Consider the following 4,779-nt stretch of genomic DNA (forward strand, 5'->3'; position numbering starts at 1 on the left):
AATCCGAAGCGCAGGCATCCGACACCAACACGCAATCCGAAGCGCAGGCATCCGCCACCAACACGGCCGACGCCAACGCGGAAGACGCGAGCACGGAGGACACCCGCGCCGAAGCAACCGAGTCAGCGCACGACCACCGCTGACAGCGGCGTTCCGGGCACTGACAGCGGCGTTCCGGGAAAAGTGCCCGACGCGTTCCGCGCCGTCGTCAAGCGGGCCGCGGCCGGATGACCGGGCGTCTGCGGCCTGTGACGACCGGTATGGGCGCGGTTCCGGCGATCTCCTCGACGTCCGCGAGCTCATCTGAGGCGTCGAGTCGCAGCGCCTGGGTCAGGGCCAGCCCGTGCCGCGTGCTGAGGACGAGCCGCTGAAAATCGGCATCTCCCTCGAGGTCGACGACGACTCCCGGGCGACGCCTGCGGATCAGCACGAAGTCGGTCGTCGCGGACGCCTTCCAGGTTCCGGCGGCGAGGATGCCGGGAATGTGCGTGCCAGGGCCTGGGACGCCGCGGATCCACGTCCACGCATCGTCGGTGAGCTGCACCTTGACGATCGTGTCGCGTTCGACGCGCAGGTTCTCACGGTGGAATGACGCCGCCCGCTCCAACGGAGACAGCACAACTTCAAGCTGCGTGTGATCCAGGAGCAACGTCACCATGCATCCAGTCTGCCAGCGCCGCGCTGGAAACTGCCTGCGACTTCCTCACAGTGCGACAACAATCGTCACGCTACGGCAACGATTGCGTCTACGGGCGCGCGTCGGCCGCCGCTCGCGCCGCGGCCGGAAGCGCGGCCTCGATTGTGCGCAGCGCCGCGTCGTCGTGAGCGGCCGTGAGGAACCACGCCTCGAACACGCTCGGCGGCAAGGCGACGCCCTGCTCGCGCATCGCGTGGAAGAACGGCGGATAGCGGAAGGCCTCCTGCGCCTGCGCCTCGGCGTAGTTGCGCGGCGCTTCGGCTGCGAACACGACGCCGAACAGGTTTCCAGCCCGCGGCACGGCGTGCACGACGCCCGCCTCGGTGAGTGCACGGTCGAGGGCGTGGGCGATGCGGGATGCCGAGGCATCCACTCGGGCGTAGATCTTCGGAGTGGCGCGCAGGAGCGTGGCGAGTCCGGCGGCGACCGACAGCGGGTTCCCGGACAGGGTCCCGGCCTGATAGACCGGGCCGGTCGGTGCGAGCAGGTCCATCACCTCGGCGCGGCCGCCGAGCGCGGCAAGCGGCATCCCACCGCCGACGACCTTTCCGAACGTGATGATGTCGGGCATGTAGACCTCACCGGTCGACACCTGCAGAGCCCAGAACCCGGCGTGATGCACCCGGAACCCGGTGAGCACCTCATCGAGGATCATCAGCGCGCCGTGCGCGTGCGCCGTATCGGCGATGAAGGCGTTGAAACCCGCATCCGGCGCGACCACGCCCATGTTCGCCGCTGCCGCCTCGACGATGACAGCGGCGATGCGGTCACCGTGCTCAGCGAACACGGCCTCCAGCGCCTCACGATCGTTATACGGCACGACGAGCGTCTGCGCAGCGATCGGCGCCGGCACGCCGGCGGAACCAGGAAGCGCGAGAGTCGCGACGCCCGAGCCGGCCTCGGCCAGCAGACCGTCGGAGTGTCCGTGGTAATGGCCGGCGAACTTGACCAGAAGGTCTCGGCCGGTCGCGCCACGCGCGAGACGGATGGCCGTCATCGTCGCCTCAGTGCCGGTCGAGACCAGACGCACCCGCTCGACGGGAGCGAGGTCACCGACGCGCACGCGCTCCGAGATCTTCTTGGCGAGCTGGACCTCGCCAGCGGTCGGTGCGCCGAAGGACAGCCCCCGCGCAGCGGCGTCCTGCACCGCAGCGACCACTTCGGGATCGGCGTGGCCGAGGAGAGCCGGGCCCCACGATGCCACGAGGTCGACATACTCGACACCCGCCGCATCCGTCACTCTCGCCCCCTGAGCCGACGCCAAGAACCTCGGCGCACCGCCCACAGAACCATAAGCGCGCACGGGAGAGTTCACACCGCCGGGTGTCACCGCACGCGCGGCAGAGAACAGTTCATCGTTGCGGTCGGTCATGGTCGCCTCCGTATCTGCGCTGTCCCGATCTGCGGACACTGTCCCGATCTGCGGACAGAATCCGCAGAAACATCAGCGGATCGGGACAGGCTCCGCTGATCGTGTCATACTCAGCGCTCTGTCATCCAGCGTGCGGCTTCGGTCGCCCAGTACGTCAGCACGGTGTCGGCACCGGCGCGGCGAATGGAGAGCAGAGACTCGAGCACAGCCGCCCTGCGGTCGATCCAGCCGTTCGCCGCGGCCGCTTCGATCATCGCGTACTCGCCGGAAATCTGATAAGCCCACACGGGGATCTGCACGGCATCGCGCACCTCGCGCAGCACGTCGAGGAAACCCATCGCCGGCTTCACCATGACGACGTCTGCGCCTTCGGCCTCGTCGATGAGCGCTTCGCGCAGACCCTCACGCCGGTTGCCGGGATCGAGCTGGTAAGTGCGGCGATCACCCTGCAGCTGTGAGTCGACGGCCTCGCGGAAGGGGCCGTAGAAAGCGCTGGCGTACTTGGCCGCGTAGCCGAGCAGAAGCGTGTCGGTGAAGCCTTCGGCATCCAACCCGTGACGAATCGCTGCGACCTGGCCGTCCATCATGCCTGACAGCCCGAGCAGGTGCGACCCGGCGCGCGCCTGCGCGAGCGCCATCGAGACGTAGCGCTCGAGCGTCGCATCGTTGTCGATGATGGGGTCGCCCCCTGAGCCCGCCGAAGGGGAAAGCACGCCGCAGTGACCGTGATCGGTGAACTCGTCGAGGCACAGATCGGTCTGCACGACGAGCGCATCGCCGACCTCGGAGACCAATGCCGCGGTGGCGACGTTCAAAATCCCGTCAGGGTCATCTGCCCCCGACCCCACCGCGTCGCGAACCGCTGGCACGCCGAACAGCATGACGCCGCCGACACCCGCCTCGGCCGCCTCGGCCGCCGCGCGTCGCAGCGAATCTGTCGTGTGCTGGACGACACCGGGCATCGAACTGATCGCCACCGGTTCGTCGATGCCCTCGCGGACGAACATCGGCAGCACGAGGTTGCGTGGTTCGATCGAGGTCTCGCGCACGAGCTCGCGCACCGGATGTGATTGCCGAAGCCGTCGCGGACGAATCTCAGGGAATTCGCTCACGGTGCGAACTCGTCGACCGCATGCGGCAGCGTGAAGTGCGAAACCGCATCGATGAGCGCATCGACGGTCTGACGATCGGCAACCACCGTGATCGGCAACCCGGCCTTGCGGGCATCCTTCGCGGTACGCGGACCAATCGCAGCGAGCAGCGTGTCATCGGGAATATCGGGGAACTGCTCGCGCACCTGCTGCGCGACCGAGCCGCTCGTGATGAGGATCGCGTTGATCCGGCCGCTGTCGACGTCGCGACGGATGCGATCGGTGACCGGCACACCGACCGTGCGATACGCGACGATGCTCGAGACATCGTGCCCGGCCTTGATGAGCGAACGCGTGAGCACGGGCTTGGCGATCTCGCTGCGCAGCGTCAGGATGCGGCGCGGCTCTGGCTCGAGCGCGATGAGCTGCTCAGCCATCCCCTCTGCCGAATTGTCTTTCTCCGGCACGAGGCTGACGGTGTAGCCCACGGCCTCGAGCGCGGCCGCGGTCGTCTCACCGACCGCGGCGATCTTTGTCGACTTCGGCACCTCGGCCCGGTGCGCGAAGAGCACATCGACCGTGGTGGCGCTCGTGATGGTGAGCCAGTCGAACTCACCGGCGGCCAGCTTCGCGAGCGCGTCGTCGAGTGCTTCCTGATCGGTGGTCGGGCCGAAGTTGATCAGCGGTGCGACAACAGGAACAGCGCCCTGCGAACGCAGGCTCGCGGCGACGCCATCGCCCCAGGGGCCGCCGCGAGGAACGAGCACGCGCCAGCCGGTCAAGGGCTTTTCAGAATTCTTTTCGGGTGTTGTGGTCATAAGAGTTGCTCTCAGGAGACGAGGCCAGCCGCCCCTTGTTCGAGCAGCCGACGGGCGACAGAAAGTCCGATCTCGCGAGCTGCGTGATTCGGGTCCGCACCATCGGCAGTCTTCGCTCCATTGCCACTGCCGTTCCCACGAATATACCCCCCGTTCAGGGATTCCGTGACGTCGAGCCCAATTCTGCGCTCCCCATCGGGTGCGTAGACGACCGTGCGGATGCGCACAGAGTCACCTGTGACGACGGCGTGAGCAGACATCGGGGCCTGGCATCCGGCATCCAATCCCTCCAGGATGCCGCGCTCGACACTGATCGCGAATCGGGTGGCTGGATCGTCGAGTTCGGCGAGGGCAGCGTGCAGTTCAACCGAGGCATCCGCCGTCGTCTCGACAGCCAACGCCCCCTGACCCGGTGCGGTGGGCCATTCCGCGAGGCCGAGGAACTCCATCGGGTGGCCGATCTCGGTTCCCAGCCGCGACAGTCCGGCTGCGGCGAGGATCACGGCATCCAGTTCGCCGGATTCGACGCGTGCGATGCGTGACCCGACGTTGCCGCGAATATCGACGGTGGTCGCACGGGGTGCGCGACGACGCACCTGGGCGATGCGGCGCGGTGAGCCCGTGCCCACCTTCGCGCCGGCGGGCAGCTCATGAAGCGCCGTGCCGTCGCGGGTGATCACCACGTCGCGGGCGTCTTCGCGGACGGGCGTTGCGGCGATGACCAGCCCCTCGGGCATCGCGGTGGGCAGATCTTTCAGCGAGTGCACGAGAATGTCGCACTCCCCCGCCAGCAGCGCCTCA

At 67.8% G+C, this 4,779-nt stretch carries 5 protein-coding genes; all 5 read right to left on the reverse strand.

Annotated features, from left to right (window positions below; translation table 11 throughout):
* Positions 1–208: 208 nt before the first annotated feature.
* Complete coding sequence (locus Q1J95_RS14540) at positions 209–658, reverse strand: hypothetical protein (protein ID WP_300268848.1); 450 nt, start codon at positions 656–658, stop codon at positions 209–211.
* An 88-nt stretch (positions 659–746) separates the two neighbouring features.
* A complete protein-coding gene (locus Q1J95_RS14545; RefSeq protein ID WP_300268850.1) occupies positions 747–2,069 on the reverse strand; it encodes a glutamate-1-semialdehyde 2,1-aminomutase in 1,323 nt (440 codons plus the stop codon).
* 110 nt (positions 2,070–2,179) lie between these two features.
* On the reverse strand, positions 2,180–3,181 hold the full coding sequence (hemB, locus tag Q1J95_RS14550) for a porphobilinogen synthase (RefSeq protein WP_300268853.1): 1,002 nt from the start codon (positions 3,179–3,181) through the stop codon (positions 2,180–2,182).
* On the reverse strand, positions 3,178–3,978 hold the full coding sequence (locus tag Q1J95_RS14555) for a uroporphyrinogen-III synthase (RefSeq protein WP_300268855.1): 801 nt from the start codon (positions 3,976–3,978) through the stop codon (positions 3,178–3,180). The genes hemB and Q1J95_RS14555 overlap by 4 nt, the downstream gene beginning before the upstream one ends.
* A gap of 11 nt (positions 3,979–3,989) precedes the next feature.
* A partial coding sequence (gene hemC, locus Q1J95_RS14560; protein ID WP_300268857.1) for a hydroxymethylbilane synthase occupies positions 3,990–4,779 on the reverse strand: 790 nt, incomplete at its 5' end.

The sequence above is a fragment of the Microbacterium sp. genome (genome assembly GCF_029263575.1).
In the GTDB taxonomy this organism is placed as follows: Bacteria; Actinomycetota; Actinomycetes; order Actinomycetales; family Microbacteriaceae; genus Microbacterium.